Origin of the sequence: Streptomyces sp. M41 (genome assembly GCF_043673425.1) — a bacterium.
Lineage (GTDB): Bacteria > Actinomycetota > Actinomycetes > Streptomycetales > Streptomycetaceae > Streptomyces.
This window is the reverse complement of the sequence record NZ_JBIMKE010000017.1, coordinates 87,311-109,686: the sequence shown is the minus strand read 5'-3', so window position 1 is coordinate 109,686 and position 22,376 is coordinate 87,311. Positions and strand designations below refer to the sequence as shown.

The following is a 22,376-nucleotide window of genomic DNA, read 5'->3' as shown; positions in this document are numbered from 1 at the left end:
CGGCATCGAACACATTGCTTCCAAGCCATTATCCCGCATCTCAGGACCCGATGACCAACATCAGTAGGCATCGCTTGGGCAACGCACGCGAGCAAAACCACTCAATTCGGCGATGTGACTGCGATACTGCGCCACCGCACGTACTTCGGCCGAACGGAACCGGGCGACGATTCTTTGACGCAGGTCACACGTCCGGTCAGACCCGTTGTCCGTGATCTCCGCCATGCTGTCCTTCAGACGAGCGCGTACCGACGAGTACGCCGAGCCGCTACCGGAGGGGATACGCCATGACCGACGCCGTGCTCTACGAGGTGAGCGACGGACTCGCGACGATCACGCTGAACCGCCCCGAGGCGATGAACGCGCTGAACGTCGCGGCCAAGGTCGCCCTACGGGACGCGGTGCAGGCCGCGGCGGACGACGACGCCGTACGGGCCGTGCTGCTGACGGCGGCCGGGGACCGGGCGTTCTGTGTGGGGCAGGACCTCAAAGAGCACATCGGGCTGCTGGTCGCCGACCGGGAGACCGGGTCGCGGCAGACCATGAGCACGGTGCGGGAGCACTACAACCCGATCGTGCGGGCGCTGGCCGGCATGCGGAAGCCCGTGGTGGCCGGGGTGAACGGCGTCGCGGCGGGCGCCGGATTCGGGTTCGCGCTCGCCGCGGACTACCGGGTGGTGGCGGACACGGCCGCCTTCAACACGTCGTTCGCGGGGGTCGCGCTGACCGCCGACTCCGGCGTCTCCTGGACGCTGCCGCGGGTGGTGGGGCCGGGGCGCGCCGCCGACCTGCTGCTCTTCCCGCGGAACATCAAGGCGCAGGAGGCGTACGAGCTGGGTATCGCGAACCGGCTCGTCCCCCAGGCCGAGCTGCGCGGGGAGGCCGAGAAGGTGGCGCGGGCGATGGCCGAGGGGCCGACGGTGGCGTACGGGGCGATCAAGGAGGCGGTGGCCTTCGGACTGTCGCACTCCTTGGAGGAGACCCTCGAGAAGGAGGACGAGCTCCAGACCCGGGCGGGGTCCTCGGAGGATCACGCGATCGCCGTGCAGGCCTTCGTCAACAAGGAGAAGCCGAAGTACCTGGGCAGGTGAGCTCGGGGCCGTAGCGTCGTCGGGGCCGGGAGCGCGTGGGGCTGCTCGCGCGGTTCCCCGCCCCTCCTACCGCGCCCCTAAACGGCGCTTCTCGCCACGCACGCTTCCAAGTGGTCGTCCACCAAGCCGCACGCCTGCATCAGCGCATATGCCGTCGTCGGTCCTACGAACCTCAGTCCCCGCTTCTTCAGCGCCTTCGAGAGGGCCGTCGACTCCGGGGTGACGGCAGGGACGTCGGCGATCGTCTTCGGTACCGGGCGGGCAGCCGGATCCGGGGCGTGGGACCAGATCAGCTCGTCCAGCTCGCCCGGGGCCCAGTCGGCCAGCACGCGCGCGTTGGCGAGGGTCGCGTCGATCTTCGCCCGGTTGCGGATGATGCCCGCGTCGGCGAGGAGCCGCTCCCTGTCGGCGTCCGTGAAGGTCGCGACCTCGGCGATCTGGAAGCCCGCGAAGGCCGCGCGGAAGCCCTCGCGGCGGCGCAGGATCGTGATCCAGGACAACCCGGACTGGAAGGCCTCAAGGCTGAGGCGTTCGAAGAGGGCGTCGTCGCCGTGGACCGGGCGGCCCCACTCGTCGTCGTGGTACGTCACATAGTCCGGGGTGGACAGGGCCCATGGGCAGCGCAGGGCGCCGTCCGCGCCCGCCAGGGCCGTGCCGTCGCTCACTGCTGGTCCTCGCCTGCGGGCTTCTCCATCGACACATGGCCGGTCGGGGCCTGCGCGCCGGCCAGCGCGGACTCCAGGTCGGCGATGCGCGCGTCCCGCTCGGCGAGCTCGGCGCCGAGGCGGCCGAGGGCGTCGTCTACGTCGGCCATGCGGTAGCCGCGGACGGTGAGGGGGAAGCGGAGGCTCTCGATATCGGTGCGGTCGACCGGGCGGTCCAGGGGCAGCAGGTCCTGGAGTCGCTCGGGCGGCGCCTCCGGCAGCGGGCCGTCGCCCTCGCCTCCGCCCACCACGGCGAGGGTCACCGCGGCGACCACGACGGCCAGCGCGACGACCAGGAACAAGAACATAACCATCGCTGTGGCCCCCACGGTCGGTGAATGCGAGCGGTCGAGTGTGTCAGTGTCCGATCGTGCCATGCGACTCTGACAGTTAGGGTCGCAGGCGGCCGAAAGGCCGGACGGACCAGGACGGACAAGGAAGAGGTCACAGGGGATGCTCAGGCTGGGCAGGCGTGAGTTCGACACGCACGAGCCGGTGATCATGGCGATCGTGAACCGGACCCCGGACTCCTTCTACGACCAGGGGGCGACGTTCCGCGACGAGCCGGCCCTCGCGCGCGTGGAGCACGCCGTGGCGGAGGGCGCGGCCATCGTCGACATCGGCGGGGTCAAGGCCGGGCCGGGCGAAGAGGTGACCGCCGAGGAGGAGGCACGGCGGACGGTCGGGTTCGTGGCCGAGGTGCGGCGGCGTTTCCCGGATGTCGTGATCAGCGTGGACACCTGGCGGGCCGAGGTCGGCGCGGCCGTGTGCGAGGCGGGGGCGGATCTGCTGAACGACGCCTGGGGCGGGGTGGACCCGGGGCTGGCGGAGGTCGCCGCCCGGTACGGGGTGGGCCTGGTGTGCACGCATGCCGGTGGCGCGGAGCCCCGGACCCGGCCGCATCGGGTGACGTACGACGACGTCATGGACGACATCCTGCGGGTGACCGTGGGCCTGGCCGAGCGGGCGCTCGCGCTGGGGGTGCCGCGGGAGTCGATCCTCATCGACCCCGGGCACGACTTCGGAAAGAACACCCGGCACAGCCTCGAGGCGACCAGACGGCTCGGGGAGATGGTTCGGACGGGGTGGCCGGTGCTGGTGTCCCTGTCCAACAAGGACTTCGTCGGGGAGACGCTGGACAAGCCGGTGAAGGAGCGGCTGCTGGGGACGCTGGCCACGACCGCGGTGTCGGCGTGGCTGGGGGCTCAGGTGTACCGGGTGCACGAGGTCGCGGAGACGCGGCAGGTGCTGGACATGGTGGCGTCGATCGCGGGTCACCGGCCGCCGGCGGTGGCGCGGCGGGGGCTGGCGTAGCGAGGCCGTTCCCTCGCCCGAGCAGGGGGCCGGGGCTGGTCGCCCCGGCCCCCTGCTCGCCTCGCATTCCGGTGCTAGCGGCCCGCCTCCTTGGACACCAGCGCCACCGCCTCCTGCACGTCGTCCGTGACATGGAACAGGAGCAGGTCCTTCTCCGACGCCTTGCCCTGGGCCGCGACCGTGTTCGTCAGCCAGTCGACGAGACCGCCCCAGTACTCGGTGCCGAACAGGACGATCGGGAAGCGGGTGACCTTCTGGGTCTGGACCAGGGTGAGGGCCTCGAAGAGTTCGTCGAGGGTGCCGAGGCCGCCGGGGAGGACCACGAACCCCTGGGCGTACTTGACGAACATCATCTTGCGGACGAAGAAGTACCGGAAGTTCAGGCCGATGTCGACGTAGGGGTTCAGACCCTGCTCGAAGGGCAGTTCGATGCCGAGGCCGACGGAGGTGCCGCCCGCCTCGCACGCGCCCTTGTTCGCCGCCTCCATGGCACCGGGGCCACCTCCGGTGATCACCGCGAAGCCGGCCTCGACCAGCCCTCGGCCGAGCCGGACTCCCGCGTCGTACTCGGGCGTGTCGGCCGCCGTGCGCGCCGAGCCGAAGACGCTGATCGCGGGCGGGAGTTCGGCGAGGGTGCCGAATCCCTCGATGAACTCCGACTGGATGCGCAGGACTCGCCACGGGTCCGTGTGGACCCAGTCGGAGGGTCCGCCCGCGTCCAGCAGGCGCTGGTCGGTCGTACTCGCCGTCACCTGGTCCCGCCTCCGGATGACCGGGCCCAGGCGTTGCTCCGACGGTGGCTGCTTCTTCCCCTCGGGGTTACCGGTAGCCATGTACGCTCCCTCCGCTGCGGGGCCTGCGGTCGTGCAGGTCGTTCCACCTCAGCGTAGATCCACCCGGGTTACGGACGAGGGACGTGAGCATGTCCGCCGTGCAGCGCCGGGCCCGAAAGGCGGCCGCTACGCCGTGAGCCACGCCCTCAACCGCTCCTCCCCCGCGAGGATCTTCGCCGTTTCGACCCGTTCGTCCCGCTTGTGCGCAAGGTGCGGGTTGCCGGGGCCGTAGTTCACCGCCGGGACGCCCAGGGACGAGAAACGGGAGACGTCCGTCCAGCCGTACTTGGGCCGCGGGGTGCCGCCGACCGCCGCCATGAACGCCGCGGCGGCGGGGTGGGACAGCCCCGGCAGCGCGCCGCCGCTGTGGTCGTCCACCACGAACTCCTCGACCCCGCAGTCGGCGAAGACCTCGCGGACATGCGCGATCGCCTCCTCCTCCGTACGGTCGGGCGCGTAGCGGAAGTTGACCGTCACCACGCATTCGTCGGGGATCACGTTGCCGGCCACACCGCCCGAGATGCCGACCGCGTTCAGGCCCTCGCGGTACTCCAGACCGTCGATCACCGGGTAGCGCGGCTTGTACGAGGCGAGGCGGGCCAGGATCGGGGACGCCGCGTGGATCGCGTTCGAGCCCATCCAGCCGCGCGCGGAGTGGGCGCGCTCGCCCTTGGTCCTGAGCAGCACCCTGAGCGTGCCCTGGCAGCCGCCCTCCACCTCGCCGTCCGACGGCTCCAGCAGCACCGCGAAGTCGCCCTCCAGCCACTGCGGGCGGTGCTCGGCCACATGCTTGAGGCCGTTGAGTTCCGCCGCGACCTCTTCGTTGTCGTAGAAGACGAAGGTCAGGTCGCGGTTGGGGGCCGGGACCGTCGCCGCGATCCGGAGCTGGACCGCGACGCCCGACTTCATGTCACAGGTGCCGCAGCCCCACAGCACGCCGTCCTCGTCCAGCCTCGACGGGACGTTGTCCGCGATCGGCACCGTGTCGATGTGACCGGCGAGGATGACGCGCTCGGTCCGTCCGAGGTCCGTCCGCGCCACGACGTTGTTGCCGTACCGCTCGACCGTCAGATGCGGCAGGGCGCGCAGGGCGGCCTCGATGGCGTCCGCGAGGGGCTTCTCCGTCCCGCTGACGGAGGGGAGGTCGACGAGCTGCGCGGTGAGCCGCGCGGCGTCGAGCGTGAGGTCAAGGGAGGTGTCGGCCATGGTGCCGACCCTAACGCGCGTGGCCTTCCCCCCACTTTTCGCTCCGGCCTCATACCCCTCAGTAGCCTCGGCTACCTTGTAGGCGTGCCAGAGCTGTCCCCTTCCCCCAAGCGCCGTGGCCGCCTCCTCCGCCGAGGGGCGTCCTTCCTGGTCCTGCTCGCCGTCGCGGGCTATCTCGCGGTGCAGTACGTCACCGGAGGCACAGGGGCGCCGGGCTGCCAGGTCGTCTCGGGCAAGGGCGACGGGGCACGGTACGAGTTCACACCGGAGCAGGCGGTGAACGCGGCGACCATCGCCGCCGTCGGCACCGGGCGCGGGCTGCCCGAGCGGGCGGTGACGATCGCGCTCGCCACCGCCCTCCAGGAGTCGACGCTGCGCAACATCAGCCACGGCGACCGTGACTCGCTCGGCCTGTTCCAGCAGCGGCCCTCCCAGGGCTGGGGCACCGAGCGGCAGATCATGGACCCGATCTACTCGGCCGGCATCTTCTACGAGCACCTGGTCAAGGTCCGGGACTACACCGAACTGCCGCTCACCGTCGCCGCGCAGCGCGTCCAGCGCAGCGGCTTTCCGGACGCCTACGCCAAGCACGAGCCGGACGCGGCACTGCTCGCATCCGCTCTCACGGGGCGTTCTGCGGCCACGCTGACCTGCGAGGGGCGCCCCGGGATCACGCGGACCGCCGGTCCGGACGCCGTACGGGCGGCGCTGGTACGGGACTTCGGGCGGGACGCGCTGCTGCCGGCCGGGGCCGAGGTGGGCGCCTCCGACACGACCGACCCGGCACCCACCGCGTCCGGCGACGGGGGCGACGAGCGGACCGTCGTGCTGCCGGTGACCGGGGACGGGGGCGCGAAGGGCGGGCGCGCCGTCGATGAGCGTGGCTGGCAGCTGGCCCACTGGGCCGTGGCCAACGCCTCCGATCTGCATATCAAGCGGGTGTCGTACGCGGGGCGGGAGTGGACCGCGGGGAACACCGACAGCCAGTGGCGCGCGGGCGGTGCGCCGGGGGCTTCGGGGGCGGACGGCGATCTCAAATCGGTCCGGATCATGACGAGTCGGTAGTACGCCCAGCCGTTCGGGAGCTCACTCCGCGGAGTTACCCGGGGTGTTGGCCGGCCGGGGTGTGGGCAGGTTTAGGCGGGGTCACCCTTCGATCCACCAAACCCCTTGAGAACAAAGGGCTGTAAGGATTCGGCAGGCTTTCCGTCGGGAAGCGTTTTGACCGTTTTTATCCGCAGGCGATTATGCGACGCATTGCCAACTCTTTACGTTGTGCCGCCGCAACCTTCGAGGGCTTCGAGCGGTAGTCACTGCGTCCGAGCCCGGAGATCAACAGCCAGTCGGTCAACTGCCGGGAGCGGTCGGACACTTCATCGTTCTCATCCGACATACCCGTCGAAGGAGCATCATGTCCCTCCCCCTGTCCCGCCGGATCGCCCGTGCCGCGCTGATCGTCGCTGCGGGAGCGGCTGCCGGGGTCGGTGCGGCCGGCTCCGCCAGCGCGGCCCCCGAAATGCCCGACGCCTCGAAGGCCGGCCTGACCGCCCTGGACGGCGCGAGCGTCGTCGACGGTGCGGCCCAGAACGCCACCGGGATCGCGGGTGGCGCCGTCAACACGGCGGTCGACAAGGCGCTGCCGGCCGCGCAGAAGGCCAGTGGCAAGGTGACCAAGACCGGCGGCAAGGCCGCGAAGAAGGCGATGCCCGCGGCGGCCAAGGCCGGCAGCAAGGTCACGAAGAAGGCGACGCCTGCCGCGCAGGCGACCGCGGGTGGTGTGGCCGGGTCGGTCGGGACCGTGCTCGGTGACGCCGCCGGGACGGCGACGCAGGGTGGCGTGCCGGCGACCGGGTCGCTGCCGGTGCAGGGTCTGCCGATCAGCTGACGGCCGGCCGCGCCCGCTCCAGCCGGCGGAGTGCAGGGAGTTCCCTGGGCTCCGTCGGCTTTCGTATGTCGAGTCCCTACTTCAGGCGTTCCACCGCAGCCCTGACGCGTTCGTCCGTCGCCGTGAACGCCACGCGCACGTGGCGGGCGCCCGCGTCGCCGTAGAAGTCGCCCGGGGCCACCAGGATGCCGCGCTCGGCGAGGTGGGCGACCGTGGCCCAGCAGGACTCCTCCCGCGTGGCCCACAGATAGAGGCTGGCCTCGCTGTGCTCGATGCGGAAGCCGTGGGACTCCAGGGCCTCGCGCAGGGCGATGCGGCGGGCCGCGTAGCGGTCGCGCTGGACGCGGACGTGCTCGTCGTCGCCCAGGGCCGCGACGACCGCCGCCTGGGTCGGCGCCGACGTCATCATGCCGCCGTGCTTGCGGATCTCCAGGAGGGGCGCGAGGACCGCGGGGTCGCCGGCCAGGAACGCGGCACGGTACCCGGCCAGGTTCGAGCGCTTGGACAGGGAGTGGACAGCGACGATGCCGTCGTACGAGCCGCCGTTCACATCCGGGTGCAGGACCGAGACGGGGTCGGCCTCCCAGCCCAGCTCCAGGTAGCACTCGTCGGAGAAGACGAGGACGCCGTGCGAGCGGGCCCATGCCACGATCCGGGTGAGTTCCGCCTTCGACAGGACCTTGCCGGTGGGGTTGGACGGCGAGTTCAGCCAGAGGAGCTTCAGGCCCCGCGGGTCCAGCTCGGCCGGGTCGTCGTACACCTCGTGGTCGGCGCGGGCCAGGCGGGCGCCCACCTCGTACGTCGGGTACGCGAGCCGCGGGTAGGCCACCCGGTCGCCGGGGCCGAGGCCCAGCTGGGTCGGGAGCCAGGCGACGAGCTCCTTGGAGCCGACGATGGGCAGGACGTGCCGGTGGGTGACCTCACGGGCGCCCAGCCGGCGCTCCACCCAGCCCGTGATCGCGTCGCGCAGCGCCGGGGTGCCCCAGACCGTCGGATAGCCCGGCGAGTCCGCCGCGTCGACCAGCGCCTTCTGGATCAGCTCGGGGACGGGGTCGACCGGCGTGCCGACGGAGAGGTCGACGATGCCGTCCGGGTGCGTGGCGGCCGTCTTCTTGTACGGCTCCAGCTTGTCCCAGGGAAACGTCGGAAGGCGGTCGGAGACTGCGGACACGGGATCAGGCTCACTTTCTGGTACTGCCGGATACGGCAACGCCTCGGTCCCGTACGGCGATCAGGTGATCAGGCCCGATCAGGCCGTACGGGACCGAGGCGGCACGCTGTGCGGGTCGCCGGGGGTGACTACTCGGCCTGCGGCGGCAGCGCGGCGATGAACGGGTGGTCCCGCTCGATCAGGCCCAGCTTGCTGGCGCCGCCCGGGGAGCCGAGCTCGTCGAAGAACTCGACGTTGGCCTTGTAGTAGTCCTTCCACTCCTCCGGAGTGTCGTCCTCGTAGAAGATCGCCTCGACCGGGCATACCGGCTCACAGGCACCACAGTCGACGCATTCGTCCGGGTGGATGTACAAGGACCGCTGGCCCTCGTAGATGCAGTCGACCGGGCACTCCTCGATGCACGCCTTGTCCTTGACGTCGACACAAGGCTGCGCGATGACGTAGGTCACGCTGTCGTTCCTCCTCCATAGGGCGCTGGCGGGCCTCCGTAGGCTCCGCCGCCTGGCGCGCGGGAGCGCGGCGTCGTCGATGCCCGCCCCTAGTATCTCCGTTCTTGGGCATGATCCGAACAGGAGGGGTGAACCGACCTGTGGAAATCTCTGCGACGGGGCGCTTCGAGGTCCGTATCACCGCTGCTGACGTGGGCAAACGAGTCTCCGTACGCTGCCGACACGATCCTCGTCGCGAGGGTGAGAAGTTCACCGACACGGTGGGTGTTCTCGCATCCTGGGACAACGGTGTGCTGCTGATCACACGGAAGAGTGGCGAGACCGTCCACATTCCGGAAGCGTCGCTGGTCGCGGGCAAGGTCGTACCGGCCGCTCCGGCCCGGCGACGGGGCCCGGCGGCCTCGTACGCGGAACTCGCGCGCGTCGCCACGCGCGCGTGGCGGCCGGTGGAGAGCGAACGGCTCGGCGAGTGGGAGCTGCGCGCCGCGTCCGGATTCACCCGGCGGGCCAACTCGGCGCTCCCGCTCGGCGACCCCGGCATGCCGTTGCCGGCCGCCCTGGACGCCGTGCGGCGCTGGTACGGCGACCGTGGGCTGCCCGCGTACGTCCAGACCGCGACCGGGGCCCCGACGGGCGCTGAGGGCACCCAGGAGCTGCTGTGCGCGGAGCTGGAGCGGCTGGGGTGGGTGCGGGAGGTCTCCGCCGAGATGTGGATCGGGGCGCTCGCGCCGCTGGCCGACCGGGACGAGCCGGCCGAGGTGACGCTGTCCCGGGAGGCGGACGAGGCCTGGCTCGCGCGCTACCAGCGCAAGGGGGTGAGTGAGGTGGCCCTGAAGGTGCTGGGGGCGGGCCCGTCGGTGTGGTTCGCGACGGTGCCCGGTGCCGGGGGCGGTGTGCCCGCCGCGATCGGGCGGTGTGTCGTGGACGGGCGCTGGGCCGGGTTCGGCGCCGTGGAGGTGGATCCGGCGCTGCGTCGGCAGGGGCTGGCCACCCGGGTGATGGCCGCGCTGGCCCGGCGGGCCCTGGACGAGGGGGCCTCGGCGGCCTGGCTCCAGGTCGAGGCGGAGAACGCGGGGGCGCGGGAGCTGTACGCCGGGATGGGGTTCACCTCGCATCACGCGTACCACCACTACCGAGCGCAGTGAGCAATCACCGCCGTCGGCGGTACCGATCGCCGTGAAAGGGCACGAGCCAGCTATGCGTCCCCCCTACCCCCCATCGCCCGAGCGTTCCGCCGAGCTGCGGCGGCGGTTCGCCGAAGAGGCGCGGTCCGAGCGGCCCGATCTGTCCGTGCTGTGTCTGCTGGTGGGCGCCGAGGCGGACCGCGAGCTGGACGAGGCGGGGATGGACGCCGTGCAGGTGGAGCTGGACGGCCTGGCGGGGCAGCTGCCGTTCCGGCCCGGGGGGCCGCGGGCGTGGGCGGTCGCGGTACGGGACCTGCTCGGGGAGCGGTACGGGTTTCGCGGTTCCGCCGCCGACTATCAGCGGCTCGAGTCGTCGTTGCTGCATCAGGTGCTGGAGCGGCGGCGGGGTCTGCCGATCCTGCTCTCGGTGCTGTGGATGGAGGTCGCGCGGCGGGCGGGGGCCCCGGTGTACGGGGTCGCGCTGCCGGGGCACTTCGTCGTGGGCTTCGGGCCGGCCGATGAGCAGGTGCTCGCCGATCCGTTCGACGGCGGGCGGGTGCTGACCGGGGGCGATGCGGAGCTGCTGGTGGCGGGGGCCACGGGGGCGGCGTTGGAACCGTCGATGCTGACGCCGGCCGATCCGCTGGAGGTGGTGCAGCGGATTCTGAACAACGTGCGGGCGTGGGCCGCGGCCCGGCCCGAGCGGACGGATGTGGCGCTGTGGGCCGTGGAGCTGGCACTGCTGCTGCCGTCGCATCCGGCTCGGCTGCGGTTCGAGCGGGCGCAGTTGCTGGTGCGGCGCGGGGAGTTCGTCGAGGGGGCCGTGGAGTTGGAGGGGTACGCGGAGTTGATCAGTGCGGTGGATGAGGGGGCGGCGGAGCGGGTGCGAGGGGAGGCTCGGGCGGCTCGGGCGATGTTGAACTGAGTTCGCCTGTTGCCTGTTCGCCTGTTCGCCGTGGGGGGTCTGGTGTCGGGCGGGTGCGGGTTTGTTGTGGCTTGGCGCGCAGTTCCCCGCGCCCCTGGGTGGGATGGGCAGCCCGGCGAGCGGAGTGCGGGCGCCTGAACGCCGTGGGGGGTCTGGTGTCGGGCGGGTGCGGGACTGTTGTGGCTTGGCTTGGCGCGCAGTTCCCCGCGCCCCTGGGTGGGATGGGCGGCCCGGCGAGCGGGGTGCGGGCGCCTGAACGCCGTGGGGGGTCTGGTGTCGGGCGGGTGCGGGTTTGTTGTGGCTTGGCGCGCAGTTCCTCGCGCCCCTGGGTGGGATGGACAGCCCGGCGAGCGGGGTGCGGGCGCCTGAACGCCGTGGGGGGTCTGGTGTCGGGCGGGTGCGGGACTGTTGTGGCTTGGCGCGCAGTTCCCCGCGCCCCTGGGTGGGTGGGGCACCCGGGGTGGGTCGGGTGCCCCGGGTGTGGGTGGGTCAGGTGGGGTTTGTTTCGATTACTGCTGTGCGGGCGCCCTTGCTCTTCAGGGCCTGGCGGAGGGCGCCGTACACGTCCTCGGGCGTGACCGGTGTCTTCTTGCCGTTGCCCCTGGTGATGAGCACGCCGTCGAACGCGCCGCCGTAGAGCTGCTTCAGCGCGGCCAGGTCGGGGCTGTCGACGAGCTTGCCGTTGACGGCCTTGACCCGCAGGAACTTCCAGAGGGACTTCTCCGGGCTCATGGGGACGGGGCTCACCCCGGCCGCCTGAACCGTCACGGGGGCCGACATGGCCGGCTGCGCGAACTCCTTCATCATCCGGTCGACCTCGGCGTTCGAGACCGTCGGCTGCTGTGTCGTCGTCGGGACGGTCACCGGGTCGGACGAGCCGGTCTCGACCTGGGTGCGGTAGGCCTGCTCGACGGCCGCGGTGGACTTGGCGACGTCGATGCCCTTGCCCGCCTTGCCGTAGACGGCGACGGCCTTGCCCGCCTGGAACTTGATCGTGCCCTCGGTGACGGAGCCGGAGCCGCCGGACGCGGACTCCAGTGCGGCGTGCAGCTTCTCCTCGTCGGTGGGCATGACCGGGTCGACGACCCGGTGGTTGCCGAAGAGGGAACCGATCACCGAGACCGGGTTGTAGTCGCTGGACGCGGCGGCGCTGACCGTCTGCTGCATGTCGAACTGGAGGCCGGCCTTGTCGGGCTCGAGGCTGACGGTCCTGCCGCCCACGGAGAGCTTCAACGGCTTGCCGACCTGCTCGTCGAAGGCGTCGTTGAGCTTCTTGATCGCGTCGTCACGGGTGCCGCCGCCGATCTCGACGCCGAGCACGGTGGTGCCCTTGGGCACGTCGGAGTGGTTCATCAGCAGGCCGGCGCCGTAGAGGCCACCGCCGAGGACGATCACGCCGCTGCCGATCAGGGCCAGCTTGTTGCGGCCCTTCTTCTTGGGCGCGCGGGAGGTCGACGTGTTCGAGGCGGCCGGCTCGGGCAGCTTCGGGGGCGTGTGCGGCACCGGGCCGTCGCTGCCGCCCGGACCGAAGGGGCCGCCCTGGGCGCCCGGCGGGACGACGGGGATGCCGCTGGTGACGGTGTGGCCGGAGACGTTGTCGGCGACGCCGCCGTACTGCGGGTTGCCGCCGGGCTCGGGGGCCGGTTTCTGCGGGGTGAGGATCGCGGTGTCGTCGCTCAGTCCGCCGCCCGGGCCACGGCCCGGGGTGTGCGGGGAGGCGCCGGGACCGGCGGGGCCGGGAGGACCGCTCGGGCCCGTGGAGATGCCGGAGCCCGGGCCGTTGGAGATACCGGGTCCACCGGGCGCGCCGGGGCCGCGCAGCCCGCGCTGTCCGCCGCCGGTGACCGGCGGGACCGGCGGGCCGTCGCCGGTGACCGGACCGGTCGTCGGGCCAGAGGGGCCCTGGCCGGCCCGGCCGTTCGGGCCGCTGAAGTCGCCCGGCCCGTTGAAGTCGGCGGAGCCGTCGAAGCCGTTGGGGGCGTTGAAGTCGGCGGCCGGGTCGAACCCGCCGGGGCGGCCCTGGGCGCCGTAACCACCGCCACCGCTGCCGCTCCGGTCGCTCTGACCGCCGTTCTCCGAGAAGTACGGCAGGTCGTCGCGGCGGGCCTCGGCGCCGGGGCGGGAGCCGTTGCCATTGCTGCTGTTGCCCGTGCTGTTGCTGTTTCCGTTGCTGTTGCCGTTGCCCAGCGGCCCGGCCGCCAGGGCCTCGGTCACGTCGAAGGAACCGGTGCCGCCGCCGTGCCCGGGAGCCACGGGACCGCCGGTCGCGCCGGGGAGGCCCGCACCCTTCGCACCGCCGGGGCGGGAGCCGCCCGGCGCGCTCATCGAGCCGACGACGCCACCGGGCCGCCCGGCACCCGCGCCACCGGCCCCGCCGGCAGCGGGACCCGAACCGCCGGGCAGACCGGCGCCGTTGCTGGGCGGGCCGCCCTGACCGGGCTTGCTCGGCGAGGACTTGCGCGGCGCGAACCAGTCGCTCGTCTTCTCCTCCGGCTGCGCGGCCGGCCCGGCCGCAGGCTCGACGGTCCCCGTGGACGCGGACGCGGGCGGGGCCGTGGGCGCGGTCGGTGCCGGCGCCTCGGCGTCGGTCTTGGCCGCGGAGCTCTCGGCTTCGGCGACGGGCTTGCGCACGACCACGGGCGGAATCGGCCGCGATCCGGGGATGTTGATCCGGATCCGGGTCGTCAGCGTGGTCTCGGTCTTGCGCTCCTCCGGCTGCGTGGCCGCACGGCCCGCGTCCGCACCACTGTCGGAAACCATGGGGGTCCCGTACGGCGGTGTGCCCGAGGGGTATGCGGCTCCGCCGCGCCCGTTGGGCCCGGAGGACGGAGTGTCAGTTTCACGACTCAAGGCAGGTTCTCCCGGTTGGCTCCGCCGCCCGTACCTCACTGCTTCGGGCGGCTCGGCGGCGCGCACCACCATACTGGCCACGTCTGTCCCGTATCCCACGACCGCCGGGGAAACCCACACGGGACTCGCACGAGTGCGCCGTGGAGAAGTGGTACGTCACTTGCCAAGTCGGGCGTCGTCAGCGACCGGTTGCCGCACGGGTGCGAGGGTGGCGCAGATCACAGCCACGGCCATGCCGCCGAGCAGGAAGAGATAGGACGCGGCGCTGGTGCCGAAGACGAAGTCGCCTTCCGGGCGGCTCGCGGTGAGCAGGATGACGGTGATCATCCAGCCGCCGGCGGGCGCGACGGCCCCGGCCCGGCTGCCCGTGAGCCGGGCACCGCCCAGACAGAGCCCGGCCTCGCCCGCGAGCGCGAGCAGCAGGCCGCCCGGGAACCAGGCCGGCTGGACGAGTGCTCCGGCCACGCCGACGACCGCGCCGAGCACGAAGAGCCCCAGGCAGGCGAGGATCCGCAGGCCGGAGGGCCGCTTCAGGGGCTGGGTGAGCAGCGAACTCATGACGCCTCCTCGGCGACGACACCGGCGAACAGGTCGGACTCCGTGCCCGCCGACTCCCCCGGGCCCTCGGCCGTAGGCACCCCGGTTTCGCTTCGCTCGCCGCGTACCAGTTCGTAGTACTCGGTGGTGAAGAGGGGTTGCGCGAGTTCGTTGGAGAGCGCGAAGTACAGATCGGCCACGTCGATCTGGGTGGCGTGCGCCCGCATCGCCGCTGCCTTGGCGGCGGCGTACGCGGTGCCGTCGATGACGGTGGTGACGCGCGCGTCGTCGATGACTCCGGGGACGTCGTCGACGGTGGCGGCCTTACTGAACGGCAATCCGGGCAGATCCGCCTGAAGTTGGGCGAAGGCCGCTTCGGCGACCGTGCGCGGGACGCGGTTCCAGAAGACCCTGGGGATCCGCCAGCCCGCCGCGTCCGCCAGCTCGGCCGCGCGCATGGCGATCCGGTGGGCCTGGATGTGGTCGGGGTGGCCGTAGCCGCCGTCGGGGTCGTAGGTGACGAGGACCTGGGGGCGTACCTCCAGGATCACCTCGACCAGGGCCCGGGCCGCCTCGTCGACGTCCGCCTGCCACAGGCTCGCCGGGTCGTCGTTGTCGGCGATGCCCATCATCCCCGAGTCCTCGTAGCGGCCCTTGCCGCCGAGGAGACGGAAGTCCTCGACGCCGAGCTCGCGCATCGCCGCGGTGAGCTCGGCGAGCCGGTGTTCGCCCAGCTCGGTGCCGGTCAGGTGGCGCAGCTCGGGGGGAATGACCTCGCCGTGCTCGCCGAGGGTGCAGGTCACCAGGGTCACCCGGGCACCCTCGGCCGCGTACTTGGCCATGGTCGCGCCGTTGTTGATCGACTCGTCGTCCGGGTGCGCGTGCACCAGCAGCAGACGCCGAGCAGGCAGTTCCGTCATGGCCCCACCCTACGAGCAGAGCGGGTCGCTCAGAACTTGATGCTGCCGATCATGCCCGCGATGTTCGTCGTCAGCTCACTGATGGTGGGCGCGACGGTCGAGGACGCCAGGTAGAACCCGAGCAGCATGCAGACAACCGCATGGCCGGCCTTCAGACCTGATTTCTTGATCAGCAGGAAGACGATGATCGCCAGCAGCACCACCGCCGAAATCGAGAGTGCCACGGCGGCTCACCTCCAAGAATCCCAGGCGCGGGGTCGGACTATGGGGGCAGAAAAATCGCAGATAAATCCATGCAGCAGCCAGCAGGTTCATACCCACTATGCGCTTGTGATCATAACTATCCGTCCGTGCGCATCGATCGGCGCACAGCCGCACAAGGGGCGCACTGGCCAATATGGTCAGGGCATGACGACCGAGCCTGTCTCCTTCCCCCGACGGCACGCCCGCACCCAGAGGTTCACGCTCGGCGCGCCCCGCGCGTTCACGGTGGCGCCCGACGGTTCGCGTGCCGTGTTCCTGCGCTCCACCTCCGGTACGGATCCGGCGAATTCGCTGTGGGTGCTCGACACGGCGGACGGCGGGGAGCGCGTGGCGGCCGACCCGCGCGCCCTCCTGGGCGGCGCCTCGGAGGACCTCCCGCCGGAGGAGCGGGCCCGGCGCGAACGCAGCCGTGAGGCCGGCGCCGGCATCGTCGCCTACGCCACCGACACGGCCGTGGAGTGGGCGTCTTTCGCCTTGTCAGGGCGGCTTTTCACGGCCGAGCTGCGGGTCGGCACGGCACGCGAACTCGCCGTCCCCGGGCCGGTGATCGACCCCCGCCCCTCCCCCGACGGACGGCACATCGCCTACGTCGCGCAGGGCGCCCTGCGGGTGGTCGGCGCCGAGGGCGAGGGCGACCGTGCGCTCGCCGAGCCGGAGTCGGACGGCGTGACCTACGGACTGGCCGAGTTCATCGCCGCCGAGGAGATGGGGCGTTACCGGGGCTTTTGGTGGGACCCGGAATCGGACCGGCTCCTAGTGGCGCGCGTGGACGACACGCCGGTGCGCCGGTGGTGGATCGCCGATCCGGCGCGTCCGGAGCGGAAGCCGCAGCGGGTGGCGTACCCGGCGGCGGGGACCGCCAACGCGGACGTACGGCTGTTCGTGATCGGCCTGGACGGGGCGCGTACGGAGGTCATCTGGGACCGGGCTCGCTATCCCTATCTGGCGCGAGTGCACTGGTCAGCGGCGGGCGCGCCGCTGCTGCTCGTACAGGCGCGCGATCAGCGCAGCCAGCTCTTCCTGGCCGTGGACGCGGCCACCGGGGCGACTCGGATGGTGCACGCGGACGAAGATCCACAATGGCTGGATCTTTTCCCTGGTGTGCCCTGCTGGAGCCCTTCCGGGCATCTGGTGCGCATCGCCGACGAGGGCGGCGCGCGGGTACTCACGGTGGGCGAACGTCCGTTGACCGGACACCAGTTGCATGTCCGGGCGGTGTTGGACGTCTCCGACGACGACGTACTGATCTCGGCGTCCGCCGGTGAGGCCGCGGCCGATCCCGAGCTCGGCGAGGTGCATGTGTACCGGGTGAACGAGCTCGGTGTGGAGCGTGTGTCACAGGAGCCCGGCGTGCACTCCGCGGTGCGCGCCGGGGGCGTGACGCTGCTGGTGTCCCACACGTCGGACCGGCCCGGGGCCCGGGTGCGGGTACTGCGGGACGGGAAGCAGACGGCGACGGTCCGGTCGTATGCCGAGGACCCCGGGCTGACCCCGCGCGTGACTTTCACCGAAGGGGGCGCACGCCGCATCCCGTGCGCCGTGCTGTTGCCTCGGAACCACCAGGGGGACGCCCCCCTTCCCGTCCTGCTGGATCCCTATGGCGGTCCGCACGCCTCCCGGGTGGTCGCCGCGCACAACTCCCACCTCACCTCGCAGTGGTTCGCCGACCAGGGGTTCGCGGTGGTCGTCGCGGACGGACGCGGCACACCGGGGCGCTCGCCCGCCTGGGAGAAGGCGGTCCACGGGGACTTCACGGTCTCCCTCGACGACCAGGTCGACGCCTTGCAGGACCTCGCCGGGTCCCACCCCCTCGACCTGTCCCGGGTGGCGATCCGGGGGTGGTCGTACGGCGGCTGGCTGGCCGGGCTGGCGGTGCTGCGCCGCCCGGACGTCTTCCACGCGGGCATCGCCGGGGCGCCGGTCACGGACTGGCGGCTCTACGACACGCACTACACGGAGCGCTACCTGGGCGACCCGGCCGCGCAGCCGCAGCCGTACGCCAAGAGCTCGCTGGTGACCGACGAGGGCCTGTCCTCCGCCGCCGGGCCGCACCGCCCGCTGATGATCGTGCACGGCCTCGCCGACGACAACGTGGTGGTCGCCCACGCCCTGCGCCTGTCCTCGGCGCTGCTGGCCGCCGGCCGTCCGCACGAGGTGCTGCCGCTGTCCGGGGTGACGCACATGACCCCGCAGGAGCAGGTCGCGGAGAATCTGCTGCTGCTCCAGGTGGACTTCCTGAAGCGCTCGCTCGGGCTGAACTGAGGCGTCGGGGACGTCAGTTGTGGGCCAGATGGCGAGGCAGGTGCCGTCCTGAGCCGCACTCAGGGCGGCAAGGCAACGAGCCGGGGTGGCAAGACGCACCCCGGCTCGTTTCACGGCACCCGCACGGCCGTACGCTGTTCAGCCTGACGCGTCCGTATATCGGGATCGGGTCGGTGAAGTTGCCTGCGTGTTAACGAAGTTCATGGGTGTTTGTACAGCTATCGGCTGCCGGGGTCATGACTCCACCGCCGCCGCGACCACCGTCTTCTCGTCCGCGAAGTGGCAGGCGGAGTCATGTGCAGCGGGCCCGCCCGTCCCCCGCAGATGCGGCGGCACCGCGAGCACCGGTACCTCCTGCGCGCAGCGCTCCCGGGCCTTGAAGCAGCGGGTGCGGAAGCGGCAGCCGGAGGGGATGTTCGTCGGGGAGGGGACGTCGCCCGCGAGGATGATGCGCTCGCGCAGTTCGCGGGCCTCCGGGTCGGGGACCGGGACCGCGGAGAGCAGCGCCTGGGTGTAGGGATGCGTCGGGTGGTCGTAGATCTCGGTGTCCCTGCCGGTCTCCACGATCCGGCCCAGGTACATCACCCCGACCCGGTCGGAGATGTGCCGGACGATCGACAGGTCGTGGGCGATGAAGACGTACGACAGGTCGAACTCGCTCTGGAGACGGTCCATCAGGTTGATGACCTGGGCCTGGACGGAGACGTCGAGCGCGGAGACCGGTTCGTCGGCGACGATCACCTCGGGGCGCAGGGCGAGGCCGCGGGCGATGCCGATGCGCTGGCGCTGGCCGCCGGAGAACTGGTGGGGGTAGCGGTTGATGAACTCGGGGTTGAGGCCGACCACGTCCAGCAGGTCCCTCACCTTGCGCCGCCGGTCTCCCTTCGGGGCGACCTCGGGGTGGATGTCGTAGGGCTCCCCGATGATGTCTCCGACCGTCATCCGGGGGTTGAGGGAGGTGTACGGGTCCTGGAAGACCATCTGGATATTGCGGCGTACGGTCTTCAGGGCGCGGCCGGAGAGTCTGGTGATGTCCTCGCCCCGGTACTTGATCGCGCCGGCCGTGGGGCGTTCCAGGTTGACCAGCATCTTGGCGACCGTCGACTTGCCACAGCCGGACTCGCCAACGATGCCGAGGGTTTCGCCGCGGTGGAGGGTGAAGTCGACGCCGTCGACCGCCTTCACCGAGCCGACCTGTTTCCTGAAGAGGATGCCCTGGGTGAGCGGGTAGTGCTTGACGAGCCCGCTGACCTCCAGAATCGCCTCAGCCATGCAGGCACTCCCTCCAGAAGTGACAGGCGCTTGTGCGGTCCGCGTCCGAGTCGGTGACCTGGTGCGACCCCGGTACGTCGGTGCGGCAGACGTCCTGGGCCAGCGGGCAACGGGGGTGGAAGGCGCAACCGCGCGGGATGTTCGTGAGGCTGGGGGGCAGGCCCTTGATCGCGTAGAGCTCCCGGCCCTTGAGGTCCAGGCGCGGGATGGAGTCCAGCAGGCCCCTGGTGTACGGGTGGGCGGGGGCCTTGTAGATGTCGTGGACCGGCGCGGACTCCACGATCCGCCCGGCGTACATGACGGCGATCCGGTCGGCCACGTCGGCGACCACGCCGAGGTCGTGGGTGATGAGGATGAGCCCCATGCGGTACTCGCGCCGCAGCTCGGCGAGCAGCTCCATCACCTGGGCCTGGACGGTGACGTCGAGGGCGGTGGTGGGCTCGTCGGCGATGATGAGCTTCGGTTCGAGGGCGAGGGCCATCGCGATCATGATGCGCTGGCGCATGCCCCCGGAGAACTGGTGCGGGTACTGCTTGACGCGCTCCCTGGCGGCCGGGATGCGCACTCGGTCCATCAGCTCGACGGCCTTGGCCCGGGCGTCCTTCCTCGACATCCCCCGGTGCACCACGAACATCTCGCCGAGCTGGTCGCCGACGGTCAGCACGGGGTTCAGCGACGACAGGGCGTCCTGGAAGATCATCGCCAGCTCGGCGCCGCGGATCCTGCGCCGCTCCTCTTCTTTCAGCTTCAACAGGTCCCGCCCCTGGAAGAGGATCTCGCCGCCCGTGATCCTTCCCGGCGGCATGTCGAGGATCCCCATCACGGCCTGGGCGGTCACCGACTTGCCCGACCCCGACTCCCCGAGCACGGCGAGCGTCTCCCCCTCGTCCACGCCGTAGCTGACACCGTTGACGGCCTTGGCGACGCCGTCCCGGGTCCGGAACTCCACCTGAAGGTCACGCACTTCGAGCAACATGCCGCCGCCTTACGTCAGCTCCGGATGAAGGGCGCCGCGGACCGCGCCGCCGGGTGGGACGCCGGGTCCGGTGACCGCGACCCCCTGAGCCGCCGCGGTGCCGGCGAGCCGGACCACATGACGGGCTCGACGCCTCCGCGGGCCCCCGGCACGGGGCGCCACCCGGCGCCGCCGCCTCCCTCGCCCGCGCGGCAGCGCAGGCATTGCCGACCGCACTCGGAACCACGGCCCCGGCGCCGTCCGCCGACTCCACCGTGAACCTTCCGGTGGCATCCCCACAGCCTCGACACGAGGCCGGACGCGGCGCCGCCGGCCGACAGCGGCCGCCACCACAACAACCGACGCGCGGAGCAGCTGCCGCTCCCGCATGCCCAGCAAGGGAACCGCCACGGACCCGCCCCGCATCCGTGCCCACGCCACCGACCGCAGACCCCGCCCCGAAACCCCAGACCGCGTGCCCCCGGCCTCGATGCGAGAGCGCCGGACGCCGAGTCGCCGGCCGACAACAGCCGCCACCACAAGAGGCCGCGCCCGGAGCCGCTTCTCCCCCGGTCGCATTCCCGCAAGCTCGAAGCGAGGGCGCCGGACGCCGTGTTGACGGGTAGGAACAGGCGCCAGGGTGAGGGGCGGGGCGGGGGCGGGGCGTCCGGGCTCATGGTCGCGGTCACCTCAGCTTCGGGTCCAGGGCGTCGCGGACCGCGTCGCCCAGCATGATGAAGGCCAGGACCGTGAGGGCCAGGGCGCCGGAGGGCCAGAGGAGGGCGTGGGGGGCGTTGCGGATGTAGGGGGAGGCCGCGGAGATGTCGATGCCCCAGGAGACGCTCGGGGGTTTCAGGCCCACGCCGAGATACGACAGGGTCGCCTCCAGGGCGATGTACGTGCCCAGGGCGATGGTCGCGACCACGATCACCGGGGCGACGGCGTTGGGCGCGATGTGGCGGAGCAGGATGCGGGTGTTGGAGGCGCCCAGGGCCCGCGCGGCCTGTACGTAGTCGTTCTGTTTGGCGGTGATGACCGCGCCCCGGGCGATGCGGGAGATCTGCGGCCAGCCGAGCAGCACGATGAAACCGATGACCGGCCAGACGCTGTTGCTGGTCACCACCGACAGCAGGACCAGCCCGCCGAGGACGACCGGGATGGCGAAGAAGATGTCGGTGACGCGGGAGAGGAACGAGTCCGGCAGGCCACCGAAGAACCCGGCGAGCGCGCCCAGCGCGGAGCCGAGGACGGCGACCCCGAGCGTGGCGCAGACGCCGACGACGACGGACGTACGGGCCCCGTAGACCGTACGGGTGTAGACGTCGCAGCCCTGGCCGTCGTAGCCGAAGGGGTGGCCGGGCGAGGAGCCCTGCTGGGCCTTGGCCAGGTCGCACTTGAGGGGGCTGCCGGAGGCGATCGCCGAGGGCCAGAGCGAGATGAAGAGCAGGAAGAGGATGATCAGGGCCGAGACGATGAAGACGGGGTTGCGGCGCAGGTCGCGCCAGGCGTCGGACCACAGGGACCGCGCCCTGTCCTCTGCTTCCGTCCCGTCCGGCCCGTGCGGCGCCCCTCCCGCCGAGGCGCCCGGCGGCTGCGCCTGCTTGGTCTGCGTCTCGGTCGCGGACAGCTCCACGGCACCCGCCACACCGGCGCCGGCGAGCGCGCCGTCGGGCTGGAAGGGCTGTTCAGGCATAGCGGATCCTCGGGTCGAGCACGGCGTACAGGAGGTCGACGACCAGGTTGCAGAGGAGGAAGACGAGGACGAGCACGGTCACGAAGCCGACGACGGTCTGGGTGTTCTGGCGCAGGATGCCTTGGTAGAGCTGATAGCCGACGCCGTGGATGTTGAAGATCCGCTCGGTGACGATCGCCCCGCCCATCAGGAAGCCGATGTCGGCGCCGATGAAGGTGACGACCGGGATCAGGGAGTTGCGCAGCAGATGCCGCGTGACGACCCGGCGCCGGGGCAGGCCCTTCGCGATGGCCGTACGGACGTAGTCGGAGCGCCGGTTCTCCGCGATGGACGTGCGGGTCAGGCGCGTGACGTAGGCGAGGGAGACCGAGGCGAGGACGAGGCCCGGCAGGAGCAGTTCGCCGAAGGGTGCCTGCGGGGACACCGACGGCCGGATCCACCCCCACTCGACGCCCAGCAGCAGCTGGAGCAGCAGGCCGGTGACGAAGGTGGGGACGGAGATGACGACGAGGGTGAGCAGCAGGACCCCGGTGTCGACGGGGCGGCCACGGCGCAGGCCGGTGAGGACGCCGAGGGTGACCCCGATGAGGACCTCGAAGACGATCGCCACGATGGTGAGCCGGAAGGTGACCGGGAACGCCGTCGACATCAGCTCGGTGACCTCCTGACCGTTGAACGCCGTACCGAAGTCCCCGGTGAAGACGTTGCCCATGTAGGTCAGGTACTGCTGCCACACCGGCTGGTCGAGGCCGAACTCCTTGCGCAGCTGGGCGGCCGTCGCCGGGTCGCACTGCCGGTCGCCGCACAGCCCCGCGACGGGGTCGCCCATCACGTTCACCATGAGGAAGATCAGCAGCGTGGCCCCGACGAACACCGGGATCATCTGCACCAGGCGCCGGACGACGTACCGCCCCATGGCGT

General features: G+C 71.7%; 21 protein-coding genes. 7 read left to right on the top strand and 14 right to left on the bottom strand.

The genetic code is table 11. From position 1 onward, the window contains the following. The first annotated feature begins 287 nt into the window (after nucleotides 1-287). Entirely contained in the window at nucleotides 288-1,091 is an 804-nt protein-coding gene (locus tag ACHBTE_RS21525) for an enoyl-CoA hydratase/isomerase family protein (protein ID WP_394725626.1), read from the top strand. 77 nt (nucleotides 1,092-1,168) lie between these two features. Here ACHBTE_RS21525 and ACHBTE_RS21520 read toward each other — a convergent pair whose 3' ends face one another. Then, complete coding sequence (locus ACHBTE_RS21520) at nucleotides 1,169-1,756, bottom strand: DNA-3-methyladenine glycosylase I (RefSeq protein WP_394725625.1); 588 nt, start codon at nucleotides 1,754-1,756, stop codon at nucleotides 1,169-1,171. Then, on the bottom strand, nucleotides 1,753-2,103 hold the full coding sequence (locus ACHBTE_RS21515) for a DivIVA domain-containing protein (RefSeq protein WP_394725674.1): 351 nt from the start codon (nucleotides 2,101-2,103) through the stop codon (nucleotides 1,753-1,755). The genes ACHBTE_RS21520 and ACHBTE_RS21515 overlap by 4 nt, the downstream gene beginning before the upstream one ends. Before the next feature lie 145 nt (nucleotides 2,104-2,248). Here ACHBTE_RS21515 and folP point away from each other — a divergent pair, with 145 nt between their 5' ends. Continuing rightward, nucleotides 2,249-3,109, top strand: a complete 861-nt coding sequence (folP, locus tag ACHBTE_RS21510) for a dihydropteroate synthase (protein WP_394725624.1) — start codon at nucleotides 2,249-2,251, stop codon at nucleotides 3,107-3,109. A 74-nt stretch (nucleotides 3,110-3,183) separates the two neighbouring features. On the opposite strand, the gene ACHBTE_RS21505 is transcribed toward folP, so the two are convergent. Further along, nucleotides 3,184-3,942 (bottom strand): TIGR00730 family Rossman fold protein, encoded by a 759-nt coding sequence (locus ACHBTE_RS21505; RefSeq protein WP_394725623.1) that lies wholly within the window; start codon nucleotides 3,940-3,942, stop codon nucleotides 3,184-3,186. A gap of 126 nt (nucleotides 3,943-4,068) precedes the next feature. Beyond that, the gene (dapE, locus tag ACHBTE_RS21500) at nucleotides 4,069-5,148 is read right to left on the bottom strand and encodes a succinyl-diaminopimelate desuccinylase (protein WP_394725622.1); all 1,080 of its coding nucleotides are present in this window, start codon (nucleotides 5,146-5,148) and stop codon (nucleotides 4,069-4,071) included. A gap of 84 nt (nucleotides 5,149-5,232) precedes the next feature. Here dapE and ACHBTE_RS21495 point away from each other — a divergent pair, with 84 nt between their 5' ends. Both ACHBTE_RS21495 and ACHBTE_RS21490 read left to right on the top strand, forming a co-directional pair. After that, nucleotides 5,233-6,213: a heavy metal transporter gene (locus ACHBTE_RS21495; RefSeq protein WP_394725621.1), complete on the top strand. Its 981-nt coding sequence runs from the start codon at nucleotides 5,233-5,235 to the stop codon at nucleotides 6,211-6,213. A 346-nt stretch (nucleotides 6,214-6,559) separates the two neighbouring features. Then, on the top strand, nucleotides 6,560-7,033 hold the full coding sequence (locus ACHBTE_RS21490) for an ATP-binding protein (protein ID WP_394725620.1): 474 nt from the start codon (nucleotides 6,560-6,562) through the stop codon (nucleotides 7,031-7,033). Nucleotides 7,034-7,109: 76 nt separating this feature from the next. Here ACHBTE_RS21490 and ACHBTE_RS21485 read toward each other — a convergent pair whose 3' ends face one another. Together ACHBTE_RS21485 and fdxA are read right to left on the bottom strand one after the other, a co-directional pair. After that, a complete protein-coding gene (locus ACHBTE_RS21485; protein ID WP_394725619.1) occupies nucleotides 7,110-8,204 on the bottom strand; it encodes a bifunctional succinyldiaminopimelate transaminase/glutamate-prephenate aminotransferase in 1,095 nt (364 codons plus the stop codon). A 128-nt stretch (nucleotides 8,205-8,332) separates the two neighbouring features. After that, the gene (gene fdxA / locus ACHBTE_RS21480) at nucleotides 8,333-8,653 is read right to left on the bottom strand and encodes a ferredoxin (RefSeq protein WP_030929316.1); all 321 of its coding nucleotides are present in this window, start codon (nucleotides 8,651-8,653) and stop codon (nucleotides 8,333-8,335) included. 110 nt (nucleotides 8,654-8,763) lie between these two features. Between fdxA and ACHBTE_RS21475 the strand changes: the two genes are divergently transcribed. Beyond that, on the top strand, nucleotides 8,764-9,798 hold the full coding sequence (locus ACHBTE_RS21475) for a GNAT family N-acetyltransferase (RefSeq protein WP_394725618.1): 1,035 nt from the start codon (nucleotides 8,764-8,766) through the stop codon (nucleotides 9,796-9,798). 52 nt (nucleotides 9,799-9,850) lie between these two features. Then, entirely contained in the window at nucleotides 9,851-10,702 is an 852-nt protein-coding gene (locus ACHBTE_RS21470; RefSeq protein WP_394725617.1) for a tetratricopeptide repeat protein, read from the top strand. A gap of 489 nt (nucleotides 10,703-11,191) precedes the next feature. Here ACHBTE_RS21470 and ACHBTE_RS21465 read toward each other — a convergent pair whose 3' ends face one another. The 4 genes from ACHBTE_RS21465 to ACHBTE_RS21450 all read right to left on the bottom strand — a co-directional run bounded on the left by ACHBTE_RS21465 (nucleotide 11,192) and on the right by ACHBTE_RS21450 (nucleotide 15,233). Then, entirely contained in the window at nucleotides 11,192-13,552 is a 2,361-nt protein-coding gene (locus tag ACHBTE_RS21465; protein ID WP_394725616.1) for a hypothetical protein, read from the bottom strand. A 156-nt stretch (nucleotides 13,553-13,708) separates the two neighbouring features. Then, nucleotides 13,709-14,110 (bottom strand): DUF6113 family protein, encoded by a 402-nt coding sequence (locus ACHBTE_RS21460; protein WP_394725615.1) that lies wholly within the window; start codon nucleotides 14,108-14,110, stop codon nucleotides 13,709-13,711. Continuing rightward, nucleotides 14,107-15,009, bottom strand: coding sequence for an N-acetyl-1-D-myo-inositol-2-amino-2-deoxy-alpha-D-glucopyranoside deacetylase (gene mshB / locus ACHBTE_RS21455; RefSeq protein WP_394725614.1), 903 nt, complete (start codon nucleotides 15,007-15,009; stop codon nucleotides 14,107-14,109). Before mshB ends, ACHBTE_RS21460 begins: the two co-directional genes overlap by 4 nt. A 29-nt stretch (nucleotides 15,010-15,038) precedes the next feature. Then, nucleotides 15,039-15,233: a hypothetical protein gene (locus tag ACHBTE_RS21450; RefSeq protein WP_019755516.1), complete on the bottom strand. Its 195-nt coding sequence runs from the start codon at nucleotides 15,231-15,233 to the stop codon at nucleotides 15,039-15,041. Between the two features lie 184 nt (nucleotides 15,234-15,417). On the opposite strand from ACHBTE_RS21450, the gene ACHBTE_RS21445 reads away from it, so the two are divergent. Next, nucleotides 15,418-17,535: a prolyl oligopeptidase family serine peptidase gene (locus ACHBTE_RS21445; RefSeq protein WP_394725613.1), complete on the top strand. Its 2,118-nt coding sequence runs from the start codon at nucleotides 15,418-15,420 to the stop codon at nucleotides 17,533-17,535. A gap of 234 nt (nucleotides 17,536-17,769) precedes the next feature. On the opposite strand, the gene ACHBTE_RS21440 is transcribed toward ACHBTE_RS21445, so the two are convergent. The 4 genes from ACHBTE_RS21440 to ACHBTE_RS21425 all read right to left on the bottom strand — a co-directional run bounded on the left by ACHBTE_RS21440 (nucleotide 17,770) and on the right by ACHBTE_RS21425 (nucleotide 22,371). Next, nucleotides 17,770-18,807, bottom strand: a complete 1,038-nt coding sequence (locus ACHBTE_RS21440; RefSeq protein ID WP_394725612.1) for an ABC transporter ATP-binding protein — start codon at nucleotides 18,805-18,807, stop codon at nucleotides 17,770-17,772. Beyond that, nucleotides 18,800-19,783, bottom strand: a complete 984-nt coding sequence (locus ACHBTE_RS21435; RefSeq protein WP_394725611.1) for an ABC transporter ATP-binding protein — start codon at nucleotides 19,781-19,783, stop codon at nucleotides 18,800-18,802. Before ACHBTE_RS21435 ends, ACHBTE_RS21440 begins: the two co-directional genes overlap by 8 nt. Nucleotides 19,784-20,447: 664 nt before the next feature. Then, complete coding sequence (locus tag ACHBTE_RS21430) at nucleotides 20,448-21,455, bottom strand: ABC transporter permease (protein ID WP_394725610.1); 1,008 nt, start codon at nucleotides 21,453-21,455, stop codon at nucleotides 20,448-20,450. Next, complete coding sequence (locus ACHBTE_RS21425) at nucleotides 21,448-22,371, bottom strand: ABC transporter permease (RefSeq protein ID WP_394725609.1); 924 nt, start codon at nucleotides 22,369-22,371, stop codon at nucleotides 21,448-21,450. Before ACHBTE_RS21425 ends, ACHBTE_RS21430 begins: the two co-directional genes overlap by 8 nt. Nucleotides 22,372-22,376: the final 5 nt, after the last annotated feature.